The 15,384-nt window shown below is 68.6% G+C and carries 18 protein-coding genes; 13 read left to right on the plus strand and 5 right to left on the minus strand.

Annotated features, from left to right (window positions below):
- The 8 genes from WBA11_RS11985 to WBA11_RS12020 all read left to right on the plus strand — a co-directional run.
- Positions 1 to 241: hypothetical protein (locus tag WBA11_RS11985; RefSeq protein ID WP_424520915.1), on the plus strand; the 241-nt coding region annotated here is incomplete at its 5' end.
- A gap of 156 nt (positions 242 to 397) precedes the next feature.
- Positions 398 to 1,048: a PhoU domain-containing protein gene (locus WBA11_RS11990; RefSeq protein WP_424520916.1), complete on the plus strand. Its 651-nt coding sequence runs from the start codon at positions 398 to 400 to the stop codon at positions 1,046 to 1,048.
- Positions 1,049 to 1,067: 19 nt separating this feature from the next.
- A complete protein-coding gene (locus tag WBA11_RS11995; RefSeq protein WP_424520917.1) occupies positions 1,068 to 2,285 on the plus strand; it encodes a Na/Pi symporter in 1,218 nt (405 codons plus the stop codon).
- Between the two features lie 84 nt (positions 2,286 to 2,369).
- The gene (locus tag WBA11_RS12000) at positions 2,370 to 3,326 is read left to right on the plus strand and encodes a hypothetical protein (RefSeq protein ID WP_424520918.1); all 957 of its coding nucleotides are present in this window, start codon (positions 2,370 to 2,372) and stop codon (positions 3,324 to 3,326) included.
- Between the two features lie 80 nt (positions 3,327 to 3,406).
- Positions 3,407 to 4,963 (plus strand): transglycosylase SLT domain-containing protein, encoded by a 1,557-nt coding sequence (locus tag WBA11_RS12005; RefSeq protein WP_424520919.1) that lies wholly within the window; start codon positions 3,407 to 3,409, stop codon positions 4,961 to 4,963.
- A gap of 113 nt (positions 4,964 to 5,076) precedes the next feature.
- Positions 5,077 to 5,283, plus strand: coding sequence for a hypothetical protein (locus tag WBA11_RS12010; RefSeq protein ID WP_424520920.1), 207 nt, complete (start codon positions 5,077 to 5,079; stop codon positions 5,281 to 5,283).
- Between the two features lie 86 nt (positions 5,284 to 5,369).
- The gene (locus WBA11_RS12015; protein WP_424520921.1) at positions 5,370 to 6,422 is read left to right on the plus strand and encodes an extracellular solute-binding protein; all 1,053 of its coding nucleotides are present in this window, start codon (positions 5,370 to 5,372) and stop codon (positions 6,420 to 6,422) included.
- Between the two features lie 27 nt (positions 6,423 to 6,449).
- On the plus strand, positions 6,450 to 6,650 hold the full coding sequence (locus WBA11_RS12020) for a hypothetical protein (RefSeq protein ID WP_424520922.1): 201 nt from the start codon (positions 6,450 to 6,452) through the stop codon (positions 6,648 to 6,650).
- A gap of 8 nt (positions 6,651 to 6,658) precedes the next feature.
- On the opposite strand, the gene WBA11_RS12025 is transcribed toward WBA11_RS12020, so the two are convergent.
- The 3 genes from WBA11_RS12025 to WBA11_RS12035 are packed head-to-tail and all read right to left on the minus strand — an operon-like array spanning position 6,659 to position 9,367.
- Positions 6,659 to 7,609, minus strand: a complete 951-nt coding sequence (locus WBA11_RS12025; protein WP_424520923.1) for a histone deacetylase family protein — start codon at positions 7,607 to 7,609, stop codon at positions 6,659 to 6,661.
- A gap of 49 nt (positions 7,610 to 7,658) precedes the next feature.
- A complete protein-coding gene (locus tag WBA11_RS12030) occupies positions 7,659 to 8,213 on the minus strand; it encodes a thioredoxin family protein (protein WP_424520924.1) in 555 nt (184 codons plus the stop codon).
- Positions 8,210 to 9,367 (minus strand): glycosyltransferase, encoded by a 1,158-nt coding sequence (locus WBA11_RS12035; RefSeq protein WP_424520925.1) that lies wholly within the window; start codon positions 9,365 to 9,367, stop codon positions 8,210 to 8,212. Before WBA11_RS12035 ends, WBA11_RS12030 begins: the two co-directional genes overlap by 4 nt.
- A gap of 94 nt (positions 9,368 to 9,461) precedes the next feature.
- Between WBA11_RS12035 and WBA11_RS12040 the strand changes: the two genes are divergently transcribed.
- From WBA11_RS12040 to aroC, 3 genes are read left to right on the plus strand one after another with little or no spacing between them, the layout of a single operon-like run.
- Entirely contained in the window at positions 9,462 to 11,012 is a 1,551-nt protein-coding gene (locus WBA11_RS12040; protein WP_424520926.1) for a trypsin-like peptidase domain-containing protein, read from the plus strand.
- Positions 11,013 to 11,032: 20 nt separating this feature from the next.
- Positions 11,033 to 11,407, plus strand: coding sequence for a four helix bundle protein (locus WBA11_RS12045; protein WP_424520927.1), 375 nt, complete (start codon positions 11,033 to 11,035; stop codon positions 11,405 to 11,407).
- A gap of 39 nt (positions 11,408 to 11,446) precedes the next feature.
- Positions 11,447 to 12,673, plus strand: coding sequence for a chorismate synthase (gene aroC / locus WBA11_RS12050; RefSeq protein ID WP_424520928.1), 1,227 nt, complete (start codon positions 11,447 to 11,449; stop codon positions 12,671 to 12,673).
- Positions 12,674 to 12,711: 38 nt separating this feature from the next.
- Here aroC and WBA11_RS12055 read toward each other — a convergent pair whose 3' ends face one another.
- Positions 12,712 to 13,179, minus strand: coding sequence for a MarR family winged helix-turn-helix transcriptional regulator (locus tag WBA11_RS12055; RefSeq protein ID WP_424520929.1), 468 nt, complete (start codon positions 13,177 to 13,179; stop codon positions 12,712 to 12,714).
- A gap of 82 nt (positions 13,180 to 13,261) precedes the next feature.
- Here WBA11_RS12055 and WBA11_RS12060 point away from each other — a divergent pair, with 82 nt between their 5' ends.
- Positions 13,262 to 13,978: an SGNH/GDSL hydrolase family protein gene (locus WBA11_RS12060; RefSeq protein WP_424520930.1), complete on the plus strand. Its 717-nt coding sequence runs from the start codon at positions 13,262 to 13,264 to the stop codon at positions 13,976 to 13,978.
- Between the two features lie 355 nt (positions 13,979 to 14,333).
- Positions 14,334 to 14,822 carry a YdeI/OmpD-associated family protein gene (locus WBA11_RS12065; RefSeq protein ID WP_424520931.1) on the plus strand — a complete coding sequence of 163 codons (489 nt, stop codon included), beginning with the start codon at positions 14,334 to 14,336 and terminating at the stop codon, positions 14,820 to 14,822.
- Between the two features lie 16 nt (positions 14,823 to 14,838).
- Here the strand turns inward: WBA11_RS12065 and WBA11_RS12070 are convergent, their stop codons facing one another.
- A complete protein-coding gene (locus WBA11_RS12070) occupies positions 14,839 to 15,192 on the minus strand; it encodes a phage holin family protein (protein WP_424520932.1) in 354 nt (117 codons plus the stop codon).
- Positions 15,193 to 15,384 lie beyond the last annotated feature (192 nt).

Raw genomic sequence — 15,384 nt, forward strand, 5'->3', positions numbered from 1 at the left:
GTTTACCGCCGCGGCCCGCTTGGAGGCGTCCTCGATCGACCTCCGCGGCGACGGGACGGGCGGCTTGGCCTTGTTCGAGTTGACCGACGGCCGAGGCCCCGGCACCTCGGCGCTGTGGGGCGTCGACCTCGAGGTCGGGCTCACCGACCGCGTGCGTGGTTCGCTGGTGTACGACGGGCGCGCTCCCGCCGTCGGTCGTGCGATCCAAACCGTCCGCGTCCAGGTCTCGGCGTCGCTGTAGCCGGCCTCGAGGTCGGCGCGGCTGGTAACACCTCCGTAATGCCGAGGAGGCATCTTGGCCGTTTGATTCGACGCTGTGCATCCGAGGTGAGAGGCAGCCAGAGGACCCTCCTCAGGCAGACTCCGTACCCCGAGTCCACTCCCCACGACGAGTCCCATGAACTTCTTCAACTTCCTGACGGGTTCAAGGCCGCCCCTCGTCGACCGAGCCATCAACGAGCTCGGTGAGATGCTGGACACGGCGGACATGATGTTCGCGGCCGCTACAAACTGCCTGCTCGACAACGAGGGGCTTCACATCGACCTGGCCGAGCTCGACGAGCAGATCAACAAGGGCGAGATGACCGTCCGCCGGTCCGTCCTCGAGCACATGGTCTCCGACCCCAAGGTCGAGACCTCGTTCAGCCTGCTCTTGGTCTCGATCGTCCAAGACGCCGAGCGCTGCGGCGACCTGGCCAAGAGCATCGCCAAGGCCTCCGACCTCGCCGTCGGCCCCCGGATGGGCCGCCACGTCGACGCGCTCCGGCCCATCCGCGACCGCGTCCTGGCCACGTTCCCGCGCGTACGCCGCTCGTTCATCGTCGGCGACGCCGGCGTGGGCCGGGCCATCATGCAAGAGCACAGCCAGACCAAGGCGGACGTCGCCGACTTCCTCAAGGACCTGGCCTCGGCCGACGACGTGACCTCGAACGAGGCCGTCGTGCTATCCGTCAGCTCGCGCATGATCGGCCGGACCTCGTCGCACCTCTCGAACATCATCTCGGCCGTCGCGCTCCCCTTCGACCAGGTCCGCAACTCCCCGAGCTAGGGCCGCCCTCACCCCCCGAATGCCGACAACTGACGACGCCATCGCGGCGCCCGACCCCCACGACGATCACCTCGACGCCAAGACCGGCCTGCCGCCGATCGACGACGACGACCTCGACGGGGACCCGTTGACGCCGAGCCGGCAGCCGACGTGGGTTCGGCTCCTGGCGCTCCTGGCCACGCTCGGGCTGTTCGTCGTAGCCCTCGAGCTGATGGGCGACGGGATCAAGGCGCTCGGGCAGGGGACCTTCGACCTCGCGGGGTTCCTAGAAAGCGCGACCGACAGCCCGCTCCTGGCGCTCATCACCGGCATCCTGGTCACGAGCCTGGTCCAGTCGTCCTCGACGACGACGTCGCTCGTGGTCACGCTCGTCGCGACCGGAACGCTGCCGCTGACGAACGCGGTCCCGGTCATCATGGGCGCCAACATCGGCACGACGGTGACGAACACGATCGTGTCGATGGGCCACATCACCCGGCCCGACGAGTTCCGGCGGGCGATGGCCGGTGCGACTGTCCACGACTTTTTTAACTGGCTCAGTGTGCTCGTCCTGCTACCGCTCGAGCTCTTCTTCGGCATCATCTCGCGGCCGGCGACGGCGCTTTCGAACGCAGTCCCTGGTGTGGAGTCGGGCGGCTTGGGAGAGACACCGTTCGAGTGGGTCGCGGGATTGATCGCGAGTGTCCTTGGTGAGATCCCGTGGCTGATGGCCGTCGTCGGGCTCGCGCTCCTGTTCCTGGCGCTGCGCTACCTGGTCGTGATCTTGAAGGGGTTCGTGTTGGGCCGGATGGAGGGCGTCCTGGACAAGTACGTGTTTGGCAACCCGCTCAAGGCGATGGCCTTCGGTCTGGTGCTGACGTTCCTGGTCCAGTCCTCGTCGGTCTCGACATCGCTCGTGATCCCGCTGATCGGCGCGGGCATCCTGAGCGTTCCGCGCGTCTTCCCCTACATGCTGGGCGCCAACGTCGGCACGACGGCGACGGCCATGCTGGCGGCGCTCGTCGCGATCGCCGGCGGCGAGCCGGCCGCCGTGGCCGGTTTGACCATCGCGTTCTGCCACCTGTTCTTCAACGTGTTCGGGATCGCGATGATCTACCCGCTCAAGCCGCTCCGCCAGATCCCGATTCGGATGGCCGAGTTCGTCGGCGAGCTCGCGTTCAAGAACCGGCTCTACGCAATCGCCTACATCCTGGGCCTGTTCTATTTGCTCCCGCTCGCCCTCGAGCTCGTCCTGTAGCCCTGCCGCGACCTCGAGGACGTCCCTTCGGGTGGCGTCCTCGAGGTCGGCGCGCGAACCGTTGGCCTGCACCGTTCCGCCTCCATGCGACTCCTCCTCGGCCTCCTCGTCCTGACGACCGCCGCGTGCGCCCAGCCCGGCAAACCCGACCTCGAGGTCGACGCCGACCGGTCGCGCCGTGCCGACTCGGCCATCACGTCGCAGACTGCGCCCTCGAGGGCGGACACTGGGTGCGACGATGGGGGCGGGTCGGGCCGGCGGTGCCCAGATCTCGGCCCGCTACGGTCTGAGCGACCCGCTTTGCCTGCCGGCGTTCGTCAGGACACCGCCATCGTTACCGTAGGCGACCTTGAGGTCGCAGTCGTGACGCATCGCGTGGTCGGAGCCGACGGGACGTCGGACGCGTTCTGGGCCGTCAACCTGCACGACAACGAGAGCACGTCCGTGGACGCCGCCCTCGAGGTCGCGGCCGAGACCGGCGGCGTCGTGGTCGAGCTCCAGCACACCGGCGACCGCAACATCCAATTCGATGCTGGTGGCATGGCCGTCGGGGCGGACCCGAACCGCATCTTTACCGACGCCGGACGCCAACGGACCCTCGACGCCCTGACCGATGGGCCGGGCGCGGACCGAGGCATCGAGCCGGTGACGGCGCTCGCGGACCACGTCCTGACCCAGACCGGCCTCGAGGACGCGGCGGTGGTCGTGACGTTGCACAACAACACGGACGAGCGCTACTCGGCGGCGTCCTACCTCGCCGGTGCCGAGTACGCCAGCGACGCGGCGGCCGTCTCCATCGAGGACGGCTCGGACAGCGACGACTTCTTCTTCGTCACCGACCGCGAGCTCTACGACGCGCTCGTCGGACGTGGATTCAACGCGGTCCTGCAAGACAACGCCGCCGCGACCGACGACGGGTCGCTCTCGGTGTGGGCCGCCCAGAACGAACGGCCGTACGTCAACGTGGAGGCCCAGCACGGGCATCGCGCGGAGCAAGCGCGCATGATCCGGGCGCTTGTCGAGGTTCTGGCCGAGCGCTAGCCCCTGCCCTCGAGGGCGGATCGCCGGACCCGTTTTGGTGGAGAACCGTAGGAGGATCGCCCCTCTCCGTTCTTGCCTCCATGTTTAAGAAGTCTTTCGCTGTCGTTGCTGTTCTCCTCGTTGGAGGGCTCGTCGCTGCTGCCGTCGGTACGGCCTCGGCTCCCGATAAGGTCGCTGTCGTACTCCCGGACCCGATCGAACGCGACCTGGGTGACATCTTGGAACGCGACACGTTGGTCGCGCTCACGTCCTACACCTCGACCAGCTACTTCCTGTACAGAGGCCTGCCGTTCGGCTTCGAGTACGAGCTGCTCCAGGACTTTGCCGAGGACCAAGACGTCGTCTTCCAGATCAAGCTCGTCCCGCGCGACTCGATCCTCTACTACCTAAACACCGGCGTCGGCGACATCGCGGCGGCCCGTCTCCAGCCAACTCAGGAGGACACGTCCAACTTCGTGTTTACCCGTCCTCTCTACGAGACCACGCCGGCCGTCGTCCAACGTCAGGCTGACATCGACACGACGGAGGTCGAGGCTCCCGAGGTCCCTGAAGCTATCGCCGAGCGCCTCGACCAGATGGAGGACACCGGCGATGTGGCGATGGACCCGCTCACGATCCAGGCCCGTCTCGTCCAACGGCCAGCGGACCTCGCCGGTGAGGAAATCTTCTTGCCCGAGGACAGCCCATACGTCAACCGCTTGGTGGAGCTCGAGGACCGAATCACGGGCGACATCGCGGTCGTCGAGGTCGACACCACGAGCGAGGCGCTGATCCGCAACGTGGCCGTCGGTAACATCGGGCTCACGATGGCGGCCGAGAACGTGGCCCAGCTGGAGGCGGGGTACTACGAGAACTTGGTCGTCGAGCCGACGGTCGGAGCGCCGCACGGTGTCGCGTGGGCGGTCCGCACGAACGCGCCTGCCTTGGAGCAGGCCCTCGACGGGTGGATCATCGAGAACCGCGACACGCGGCGCTGGAACCAGCTCTACCGCAAGTACTACGTGGATCGCCAGGGCTTCCGCGAGCGGATTGAGACCGGCTTCCTGACGGGCGAGACCGCCAACCTCTCCGGCTACGACGACTTCCTGAAGGAGTACGCGCCTGGGATCGGGTGGGACTGGCGGCTCCTGGGGAGCCAGATGTACCAGGAGAGCCGGTTCGAGCCCAACGCGCGGTCCTGGGCCGGCGCCCAAGGGTTGCTCCAGATCATGCCTGCGACGGCCGGCGACCTGGGCTTGGCCGATCCGTACGACCCCGAGTCCAACATCGAGGCCGCCGTCCGCTACCTCAAGTGGCTCGAGGACAACTACTGGGCCGAGAAGATTTCGGACCCCGACGAGCGCATCAAGTTTATCCTGGCCAGCTACAACGCCGGCGCCGGCCACGTCATGGACGCCCAGCGTCTGACCGAGGCCGAGGGCGGCGACCCGACCATCTGGGAGGACGTCGCGTTCTGGCTCCTCAAGAAGTCGGAGCCGGCGACGTACAACCGGCCCGAGGTGCGACACGGCTACGCGCGTGGCCTGGAGCCCGTCCACTACGTCTCGATCATCTTGGAGCGCTGGGAGCACTACAAGCAGTTCGTCGAGGGCGAGGAGGGGGCCGAGGCCGTCCCCGACGCCGAACTCAACTCGTAGGCGTCCTCGAGGTCGCACGGCCGTGGTGCTCCCGTCCTCGAGGGCGGGGGCACGTGGTCCTGTACCGCGCGGCCGGTCTTGATCCTCTAGCTTGCAGCGTCGCCCACGACCGAATGACTGATTCTGCTACTCCCGACGCCGCCCGCGTCGCCCTCAAAGAAGCTCTCACCGAAGTCCTGCGCGAGAACCGCGAGTGGCTCCGGGACCTGGTGCAGGACGCCCTCGTCGAGGCCGCGGACGCCGAGGCCCGTCGCGAAGATGATCTACGGGCGCAACTCGCCCACCGGCAGCAGTTTCCGGTCCCACCCGGACGGGCGTAGAGCGGGGCGACCTGGCTGGGTCGACCTCGAGGACGGGGAACGCGGTTCGTCCTCGATGGATAGGCGCGCGGTCCCCACGACCGCTCATGCGCTACCTGATCCTGCTGCTCGCCGTCACCCTCGCTGCCTGTGAGGGCGATGACCGGACGCCGCTCCTGATCTACTCGCCCCACGGCAAGGAGATGCTCAGGACGTACGAGGCGGCCTTCGAGGCCGAGCGGCCCGACGTCGACGTTCAGTGGATCGACCTGGGGAGCCAGGAGGTCTACGACCGGATCTCAGGCGAGCGCGCGAACACGCAGGCGTCGGTGTGGTGGGGCGCGCCGCAGACGCTGTTCATGCAGGCCGCCGAAGAGGGGTTGCTCCAACCCTTCGAGCCGTCGTGGGCCGACGCCGTGCCCGAGACCGCGCGCGACGCCCAGGGTCGCTGGTGGGGGACGTATCTGACGCCGGAGGGCATGCTGTTCAATACCGAAGCCGTCGCTGACCCTCCGACGGACTGGGACCAACTCTTGGAGCCGGAGTGGGCCGACCGGATCCTGATCCGCTCGCCGCTCGAGTCCGGCACGATGCGCACGATCTGGGGCGCGCTCATCCTGCGCCAGCCGACCGTCGAGGACGGCTACCGCTGGCTCGCGCGTCTCGACATGAACACCAAGGGGTACGCGGCGAACCCGACCCAACTCTACCTCCAGATCGCTCGTGACGAGGCCGACATCACGCTTTGGAACCTCCCGGACACGTTCCTCCAGGCTCAGACCTACCCGTTTGGGTTCCGCGCGCCCGACTCCGGGACACCCGTCTTGGTCGACGCCATCGGGATTCCAGAAGGCGCGCCTCAGTCCGACCTGGCGAAAGAGTTCATCGAGTTCGTGACGACGCAGGATGCTCTCATCGAGCAGGCCAAGGAGTTCCACCGGATCCCTGCGCGGACGGACGTCGAGCAGAGCTTTCTCCCCGACTGGATGGCGGGAGGCGTGTACCAACCGATGGACCTCGACTGGAATCGCCTGGCGACCGACGGGCCGGACTGGATGCAGTACTGGGACGAGCGCATCAAAGGCCGCGGGGCCGAGTACCTCGAAGAAACCGATGCCGCCACCCTCGAGGCGGCGTCCGACCTCGAGGCCGAGTCCTAGAACGGCTCCGACCGGGCTGTCCTCGCCGTGACCGTAAGCGCGGGCGCCCTTCGCCTCGAGGCCGTCCAGCAGGGGCAGCGCGAGAGGCAAGACGGCGTTGACTGCGCCGGCCGGCCGGGTCTCGAGGGCGGAGGACTCGTAGTTGACCGTCACGTTGCGCCCGGAGACCTGGACCGCGAGGCCGACGGCTGCGGTCGGTTCGGCCTGGAGGTCGTAATGGGCGATTGACCTCGCTGTTACGACTGGCGATAGACCGAGGCTGCCTGTCGGTACATCGTCGCGTGCAGGTCGGCGGTCGCTCGCGCCAGCGTCTCGGGCGCCTGTCCAGCTTGCCGGCGAGCCGCGTAACCGCCGGAGAGCAGCAGGCACAGCGGGATGCCCGCGTCACGGATGGTCTCGCACACGAGACGGTCGCGGGCCTCCAAGCCGGAGCGCGACAACGACAACCGCCCAAACCGGTCGGCCTCGACGACGTCCACGCCGCCGAGGTACACCACCACGTCCGGGTCGGCGTCCTCGAGGACGTGGGGTACGGCGTCGGCGGCGACCTCGAGGTAGGCGTCGTCCCCTGTTCCGTCGGGGAGGCCGACGTCGAGCGTCGAGGGCGGCTTGCGGAAGGGGAAGTTGTTGGCGCCGTGGACCGAGACCGTGTAGACGCCGCCTCGTGGCCAGGCTCGGTCGCCGCCGAATACGTGGGCGGTGCCGTTGCCCTGGTGCACGTCGAGGTCGAGGACGAGCGCCCGTCGGATCCACCCGGCGCGCTGCAAGACGCGGAGCGCGACGGCGACGTCGTTGAGCACGCAGAACCCCTCGGCGTGGCCCGGCATCGCGTGGTGCGTCCCACCGGCCAGGTTTCCCGCGACGCCGTCCTCGAGAGCCATCATGCACGCGTTGATCGTCCCCTGGACGGCGAGCCGGCTGCGGCGGACGAGCGCCGGGCTCCACGGCAGCCCCATGCGCCGCTCCTCCTGCCGCGTTATCGACCCGGTCGCGAGCGCGTCGAGGTAGCTCTGGGTGTGGACCAGGAGCAAGTCGGCCCAGTCCACTTCGCGGGGCGCCACGATCTCGTCCTCGAGGACGACGCCTTCGGAGATCAGGATCTCGCGCAGGGCCGAGAACTTCCGCATTGGGAACGCGTGGCGTTCGGGCAGCGGGACCACGTAGTCGTCGTGGTACGAGACGCGCAACGTGTCGGCGGGAGAGAGTCGGCCTCGAGGGCGTTGCGCGCGGGGCCTGCTACTGCCTCGGTGCGATCAGGTCGTCCACTTCCGGTTGCAAGTCGAGGCCGGTTTGCCGGGCCGTGAGGTACGCGTCGAACGGCGTCGTCTCGTAGACCTCCTCGCGGACGTACTGGAGCGCGTAGAGGAACGTCTCGGGGTCGGTGTAGCCCGGGAATTTGGTGATCAGCCCACCGTCGGCGTCGACGAAGACGTTCGTTGGCGTGCCCGAGATGGCCATCGCCCGTCCCAACTCGGCGCCCGTCACGTTGGCGTCATGGAACGCGACCTGCGTGGTGTCCTCGATGTTGAGCCGTGTCACAGCGAAGTGCTCCGCGAGGTACTCCTGGACGGCGTCGTCGGTGAACACCTCGTCGTCGAACCGGATGCAGAACCCGCACCACGACGCGTAGCCGTAGACCAGGAGCAGCTTGCCATCGTCCTGCGTGTTCGAGATCGCGGTCCCCATCGGGAGCCACTCCGGCGCGTCATCGGGGACCTCAGAGGCGGTCCGTTGGGCCGAGGCCGGCAGGGCGACCAGGAGCAGGGCGAGGGAGAGGAGCAGTCGAGTCATGAGAGCAGAGAGGCGACGAGGGCCTGGAACGTGGCGCGTCCGCGCGTCCATGTGTACGGGTCGAGGACGGACGCGGTCTTCTCGCGCCATCGTACCCGCGTCTCGGCGTCGAGTGCCCGGCGGAGCGCGGCGGCGACGGCGGTCGGATCGGAAGGATCGGCCAGAACGCCCACGCCTTGACCGACGACGGCCTCGATTTCGGGAAGCGGGCTTGCCAGGATGGGCACGCCGGCGGCAAGGTACTCGAACAGCTTGTTCGGCAAGCTCAGACGCAGGCTCTCGGTCAACGGCTCGATCAGGCACGCGCCCAGGTCCGCGCCCGGCGTCAGCGTAGCGAGCCGGTCCGGCGGGATGAACGGGGAGACCACCAGCCGGTCCCCAAGATCGGCGCGACCGATCTCGTCCTCGAGGACGCCCTCTCCGATCAAGACCAGCCGCATGTCTTGGACGCGGCGCGTGGCCTCGAGCAGGGACGGGATGCCTCGGCCGGAGCGAAAGAGGCCCTGGTAGAGGACGACCATCCGGCCGTCGTCAGGCAGACCGAGGTGACGGGCGAGCGCGTCGCGGTCCGTCTCGCCTCCGGCGTCCGGCGCGTTGTACAGCACCGTCGGCCGATCGATGCCGTACGCACCCTCGAGGCGATCTGCGATGGCGTCTCCGACCGTCAGGACCGCGTCGGCGTGGCGGATCGTCCTCGACTCGACGGCGCGCCACACGGCGCTGACCCACGGCTTGCCGGCCGACGAGTCGAGGGCGGTGTACAGCTCTCGGGAGTCGTACACGAGCGCCGCACCGCTCGCTCTCGCCCTCGAGGACGCCGCCGGCAGCGTGTACAGGTCGCTCGCGAGGTAGAGGTCCGACCTCGAGGACGCGAGGGCCTGTGTCATCGCTCGGTGCGCCTTGGCGAACAGGAGCGGCCCCTGGCCCGTGACCTCGAGAGCCGTCAGGCCGACGGCCTCGAGGCCGTCGAGCGAGCCGCCCTCGAGGGCGGCCGGAGCGCGGGGTGGGTCGACTTGCACGACGTCGACCTCGAGGCCGAGATCGCGGAGCGCGCGGATCTGGCGGAGCGCTCGGGACGATCCCGTCACGTCGCCCAACAGCGTGAACGTGGCGTGGCGTCCGTGAAGAGAGGGCGTCGGCAGGGCGGTGGGCATCAAATGGGGAGCCCCAAACGTATGTTCGTTAGCGGTCGTCGGGACGCGCATTTCGCGTGGTCGGACCCGACGAGCCGCTCACCCGCCCCCGTCCGTGACTCTCCGCCGCATCCTGTTCGGCATGGCCGCTCTCGCGGTCGGCGTCCTTATCGGGCTGCCGACGGTGCGCTACGTGCAGTCGTCGGGGGTGCAGGAATCGGTCGAGAGGTCGGTCGGGCCGGCTCCCGCGACGTCGGCATCGGTCGAGACCGTCCAGATCGGTGCCGACGGGCCGCCGCCGGCGTCGTCGACGGAGGTCCCGGACCTCGTGGACATCAGCCGGCAGTCGGTCTCGGTCGCGCGTGAGGTCGAGCCGGCGGTCGTCTACGTCGAGGTCGAGTTGGGAGCGGGGTTTGGCCGTGGAGCAACGGAAGCAGGCAGTGGCGTCATCATCTCGCCGGCCGGCTACGTCGTGACGAACGCCCACGTCGTCGCGCGGTCGAACGAGGCGCTGGTGTATCTACCATCCGACAAGCGCGAGTTCCGCGCGGAGGTCGTCGGCCGTGACCCGACGACGGACACGGCCGTCTTGCGCATGCTCGAGGTCGGTGTCGGGGACGACGAGCCCCTCCCGGTCGCGTCGCTCGGCGACTCGGACGCCCTCGAGGTCGGGGAATTCGTGCTGACGATCGGGAGCCCGTTCCGGCTGACCAACACGGTCACGTCGGGCATCGTGTCAGCGCTGGGGCGCGGCGGCGTCGGGGCGATCTCAGACGAGTTCGCCATCGAGGACTTCATCCAGACCGACGCCGCGATCAACCCTGGCTCGTCGGGTGGAGCGCTCGTCAACCTGCGCGGCGAGGTCGTCGGAGTCGTGACGGCCATTGCGTCGGAAAACGGCGTCTCGGCGGGCTACGGCTTCGCGATCCCGATGAACCTGGCCCGCGTCGTCATCGAGGACTTGATTCGGTTCGGCGAGGTCCGGCGCGGCTACCTCGGCGTCGAGGTGTTCCCAATGACCCGCGCCGACGCTCGCGAGTCCGGCATGTCGGGTGTTCGCGGCGTGCTCGTTAACCGGGTGATTTCGAACGGGCCCGCAGACCGCGCTGGCGTCCGGCAAGGTGACATCCTCCTCGAGGTCGGCGGGCGTTTGGTCAACGAGCCCAACCAGTTCCAGAGCCGACTTGCCCAAGCCCACCCCGGAGACGACGTTGCGCTCACGGTATGGCGTGACGGCGAGCAGCGAGCGCTCCAAGCCCGGCTCTCGGACCCCAATGATCCGTCCCTCGAGGACTGGTTCGCCAGCACGCCGACCGCGACGGAGCTGCCGCAAGGCCCCGTCGAGGTCGGCCCGACAGAGGAGATCGCTCGGTCGGAAGCTCCCGACTGGGGCGTCCGGTTCCGCGACCTGACGCGGACGGAGCGGCGCCAGTTTGAGAGCGGCGCGTATATCGAGTCGATCGAGCCGGGGAGCGCGGCCGAGCTCGACGGGCTGCCTCGAGGCACGGTCGTCGTCGAGGTCGAGAACCGCCCCGTCACGACGGCGGAAGAGGCGCAGGCCGCCCTCGAGCGACAAGCCCGCCGCGACCGCCCAGCGCTGGTCCGCGTGCGCCGCCCGGACGGTCGAACGGCGTTCTACGACCTGGCGTCGCCATTTGTTGAATGACGATATCTGATTGACGATTGATGAACCGGACCGGCGCAGAACGAGCCGAAGCCATGAAGGCGCGGACGAAGGCGTTCGCGCTGAGGGTGATCCGCTTTTGCCGGTCGCTGCCCAAGAGCGAGGAGACCCGGATTATCAAGCGGCAGCTCCTTCGCTCGGCGACTTCCGTCGCAGCCAACTACCGAGCGGCATGTCGGGCGCGAAGCCGACGGGAGTTCGCGTCGAAGATGAGCATCGTCCTCGAGGAAGCGGACGAGACAGAGTTCTGGCTCGAGCTCCTGATCGAGGCGGACCTCGTCGACGCCGACCGCACGCGTGATCTCCTCAACGAAGCGGGCGAGTTGGTTGCGATCTTTGCCGCAGCGCGCCACACGGCCTCGAGGCCGCAGGAGTAACGATCGCACCAATCGTCCATCATCCATCATTAATCAACCATGCTCCGCTACCTCACCGCCGGCGAGTCTCACGGCGAAGCCCTCGTCGGGATCGTCGAGGGGATGCCCGCCGGGGTCCCCGTCACGCCGTCCGACCTCGACGAGCACCTGTCGCGGCGCTGGCTCGGCTACGGGCGCGGAGGACGAGCCAAGTTCGAGAAGGACCGCGTGAGCGTGTTGGGTGGGATCCGGTTCTCGCATACGATGGGGAGCCCGATCGCGCTGTTGCTGCCCAACGCGGCCTACGAGAAGGACCGGACCGGCTGGCCGGAGAAGATGGCCGTGACCGGCGACGGCGAGGGGATTGAAAAGATCACGCTTCCGCGTCCGGGCCACGCGGACCTCGTCGGCGCGCAGAAGTACGGGTTCGACCGACCACCCCACGGACCGGACGTTCGGGCCGTGATCGACCGGTCGTCGGCGCGCGAGACGGCGATGCGGGTGGCGTGCTGCTCCGTGGCTCGGCAGATGCTGCGGGCGTTGGGCATCGAGGTCGGGAGCCACGTCGTGCGGCTGGGCGAGGTCGGCCTCGATGACCCGAGCGAGTGGATCGAGGCGCGTGACGCGCTGTTGGCCGAGGGGGGCGCGCGGGCGCTCTATGAGGCCGCCGACAAGTCGCAGGTGCGGATGTTGGGCGACGAGCTTTCGGACGCGACCGTCGAGCACATCAAGGCGACCAAGAAGGCCGGCGACACCCTAGGCGGCGTCTACGAAGTCGTCGCGACGGGCGTCCCGGTCGGGTTGGGCAGCTACGCGCAAGGCGACCGACGTTTGGACGGGCGGCTCGCCCAGGCCATCCTGTCGATCCAGGCCCAAAAGTCCGTCGAGGTCGGCGATGGCTGGCTCGCAGGACGTACGCCCGGCTCCCAGGTCCACGACCCGATCACGCGCGACGACTCGGAAGGAGTTGCCCGCTGGGGCCGCACCTCGAACCACGCCGGCGGCGTCGAGGGCGGAATCTCGAACGGGCAACCACTCGTCGTCCGCGGCACGATGAAGCCGATCCCGACGCTCATCAAGCCGCTCGCCACGGCCGACCTCGAGTCGGGCGAGGCGCAACCGACGCGCTACGAGCGCAGCGACGTGACGAGCGTTCCAGCGGCCAGCACGGTCGCGGAGGCGACGGTCGCCTGGGAGGTTGCGGTCGCCCTCCTGGAGCGCTACGGCGGCGACACGTTCGAGACGCTGAGAGAGCGCCTGGAGGCCGACCGAGCCCGGGGCTTGTAACGCGCGTCTTCGAGGGCGACGATTCGTGTGGGAGACGCCTAGGGCGCGTCGCTCGCCGCGACCGTCTCGAGGTGGCCGCGGACGCGCCGCATCATGTCCCCGAGCGCTTGGCGCTCGTCCGTCGTGAGCTGTGCGACCATCCCCGCGACGACTTCTTGCTGCGCCTCGAGTGTCCGCACGACGAGCCCCCGTCCCTTCTTCGTCGCCGAGACGCGCTTGGCGCGGCCGTCCTCGAGGTCGGGCGTGATCGAGACGAGGCCGTCCCGCTGCATCCGACCGAGCAGCGCCGTCACGTTGCTCTTGGTCACGAACAGCCGCTGGGCCAGGTCGACCGAGCGGAGGGCGCCTGACGACTCCAGCGCTGCGAGCACGTCGTGTTGGGCGAGGGAGAGTCCGATCGAGGACGTCCGGGACGTCAGCACGCGCTCGCACGCGGAGTACGTCTTGACGACCTCGAGCCAGTCTGCGAAACCGGGAGCGGAAAAGGATCGCGATGTCAGATTCATAGCTCGACTTGTTCCAGGTTCACTCGTGAACTAAAATGGTTCACTCGTACACCAAGCTAGCCCCTTCGCGACCACGACCGACATGCCTGACGCCCTCCGCATCCTGCTCGGTCCCGTGTTGGCGGTCCAAGGGAAGCGGCTGTACCAGCGTATTCCTCGGATGCCAGAGCCCAGCGGCGACCGGCGCGGAGAGGTTGGGACGGGTCCCGAACTCCGTCTCCTGGTCGTCGGGGACTCGTCAGGGGCGGGCGTCGGTGTGGGGACGCAAGACGAGGCGTTGCTCGGCCAGACGGTCGCTCGGCTCGCAGAGGACCGTCGGGTCACCTTCCGGCTCGAAGCGCGGCACGGGTCCACGATCCCACGGACGCTCCAGCACCTCCGCAAGCAAGAGCCGGAGCCGTTCGACGACGCTCTGGTCGCGCTCGGCATCAACGACATCACGGCTGGGCGCCCGCTCGACAAGTGGCTCGCGTCGTACCGGGAGCTGGTGGAGGAGCTGCGTGAGCGGTTTTCGGTGCAGCGTGTGATCGTGTCCGGTCTGCCCCCGATCGGGGAGTTTCCGGCGATCCCCAACCCGCTCCAGTGGTACCTCGGACGGACGGCGCGGAGGTACGATGCCGCACTCAAGGCGTGGGCCGATACCGAGTCCGACATCGTCTACATCGACTTCGAGACGGTTCCGGGCGACCCGCTCCACGACGTCCCGATGGCAGAGGTGATGGCGTCGGACGGGTTCCACCCCGGTCCCAAGATCTACGACGAATGGGGCCGCCGGGCCGCCGTCGCGCTCGCGCAGTAGACCGCTCGGGAGCGCCGCTCCGGCCTCGATGGCAAAATGGCGACTCGTCCTCGAGGTCGCTCCGTGTCTGAACCCGTCGGCGAGCAACGCCCACCCACGAGTCATTTCCCCGGAGGCGGAACCGCGAAGCGAGAGCGCGGCCAACCCAAGCGGTGCCACCCGGGTCCTCAACGTGGATTCGCGACCTCGAGGTCGCCACGTTGGATCCTCGCGTGCTCGGGGACGACGGCACCGAGGGTGGAGACCCATAGGAGACAAGCCGGCTCTACCGTTTCGCCACGTCGGATCCGTCCTCGAGGTGCTTTCCCGCTTGCGCCCTCGACGACGAGTCTCCACCTTCCGTACTCTGTACCCCGTGCCTTTCGACCACGAGTTTATCGCGCCCGTCCTGCTGACGAAGGGCGGCATGACGCCCCACAAGCTCCCGTTGCCCAACGAGATCGGCGACCCGCTGCGCGAGGCCAGGGTCAAGCGCATCATCGGCACGCTCGACGGGCACCCGTTCCGGCTGGCGCTCCACCGCTCCCACGACGGGTTCTCGTTCATCGCGCTCAGCCGCGACCGGATGCGGACGCTCGACCTCGAGGCCGGAGCGCTCGTCGAGGTCGCCCTCCGCCCCGATCCCGACCCGGACCACGTGGACTTGGGCGACGTCTTGGAGGCCGCGCTCCAGGCGGCGCCCGACGCCCTCGAGGTCTGGGACACGCTCACGCCCGGGACGCGCCGCGCCTACGCCTACACGGTCACGAGCGCCAAGCGGGCCGACACGCAGGAGAGCCGCGCCGACGACCTGGTCCGGCGGCTCCGCGACGGGACGCACGCCGCGCTCCGCCGGCGTTGGTAGGCGTCCTCGAGGTCGCTCAGTCCTTCTTCTTGTTCGCGCCGAGAATCGACCCGATGACGCTCGCGAGCAGCCCGTAGCCGATGGCCCCGATGAGCGCCGCGACCGGCCCCTCGACCGAAAAGCCGTCCACGAACCGTGTCGCGAGCCAGAACAGGAACGCGTTGATGGCGAGCGTGAACAGACCGAGGGTGAGCCAGCGGATCGGCGTGGTGAACAGCTTGACGACGGCGCCGATGGTCGCGTTGATCAGGCCGATGGCGAGCGCGGCGACGAACGCGGCGCCGACGCTCTCGACCTGGACAGCGGGGTAAAGGTAGGCGACGAGGAGGAGGGCGGCGGCGCTGGCGGCCCAGCGGAGGAGGAACGTCATCGAGGTCGGGGAGGGGACGGGGCGGACTACGAGGGTTCGTCCTCGAGGGTTCGTCCTCGAGGACGGCTACGCCCGCGTCAGCCGGCCGTCGGCGTCGCGCTGGAACGGGACCCAGGCGAGCGCGACCTCGAGGACGTGCATCTCGGTCTGCTTGGCCTTGATCTCGACGGTCTCTAACGCTTTCGTCTCCGG

The sequence above is a fragment of the Rubrivirga sp. genome (assembly GCF_049648075.1).
GTDB lineage: Bacteria > Bacteroidota > Rhodothermia > Rhodothermales > Rubricoccaceae > Rubrivirga.